Below are 1,170 nucleotides of genomic sequence, written 5' to 3' on the forward strand. Positions count from 1 at the left end.
TGAGGCGGAATCTGAAGGAAGTCGGACGCAAATGCTTGCACTGACGAACAGAAACTTCATACCAAGGCTTAATAGAACGGATGAGCTTGCAAGACAAAGTGAAGTCCGATACTGCCCGAATTCTATTGAGTAAATGAAGCAGTGACATGAGCAGAAGGTTGTCGTTCTTACCCGGGGAGGTCTCGTCAGCGCTTAGTAGTAACAACGAATGGCGAGAAGTCAGCCGAGGTCATAGTAGGGAAAATGTACCGAAGGACCGAACAGTATCAATACTTTGAAGATTGGAGGTTAGGCATTATGACAAACGCAGAAAACAATCACAAGGTTGGCAAGCTACAAAGGGATAAGCTGGAAGCGAAAGAGTATGTAGATGTGCGGAGTAATCGCCTAGGTAAACATAAAGACAAGTATGGTGAGTCTCTTATGAGTCTCGTTGTAAGTAAGAAGAATCTATTCACAGCAGCTAAAGTCGTCAGACGAAATAAAGGAGCTGCTGGAGTAGACGGAATGACAGTTAGCGAGGTGGAAAGTCATATATTAGAAGTTTATCCTTATTTGAGGAAGAAACTTCTAGACGGTTCGTATAAACCTCAACCTGTAAGACGGGTAGAAATTACAAAAGCTAACGGTGGGATACGCAAACTAGGTATTCCCGTCGTGCGGGACCGAGTGGTCCAGCAAGCTATCAGACAAGTGATAGAGCCTATCATTGATAAACATTTTCTCCCACACAGTCATGGGTTCCGTAAAGGGAAAAGCAATCATACAGCTTTGAAAGAGTGCGTCGACTATTATCAGCAAGGCTATAAAGTAGCTGTCGATTGTGACTTGAAACAGTGCTTTGATACACTCAATCATGATAAGCTGATGTACTATCTCGAACAGTATATACAGGATAAGATGATTCTAAAAATTATTCGTAAGTTCTTACAGAGCGGTGTCATAGATCTGTCTGGCGAATTCGTAGAAAGTAACACAGGCGCACCACAAGGTGGCGTGATATCGCCCCTACTCAGTAACGTATACTTACATGAACTGGATAAAGAAATGAAGCAGAGAGGGCACCTTTTCGTCCGGTTCGCTGATGACTTCGTCATCTTTGTGAAGTCAAAACGAGCCGGTGAACGTGTGCTCCAAAGTATCACTCGCTTCATTGAAAAAGACCTGAAA

General features: G+C 43.4%; 1 protein-coding gene. It reads left to right on the top strand.

Annotated elements, in window-relative coordinates; genetic code table 11:
* Positions 1 to 297: 297 nt before the first annotated feature.
* On the top strand, positions 298 to 1,170 hold an 873-nt coding region (ltrA, locus tag CLV38_RS13605; protein ID WP_245920601.1), incomplete at its 3' end, for a group II intron reverse transcriptase/maturase.

The sequence above is a fragment of the Alkalibacterium olivapovliticus genome, assembly GCF_003003275.1.
GTDB classification, from domain to species: Bacteria; Bacillota; Bacilli; order Lactobacillales; family Carnobacteriaceae_A; genus Alkalibacterium; species Alkalibacterium olivapovliticum.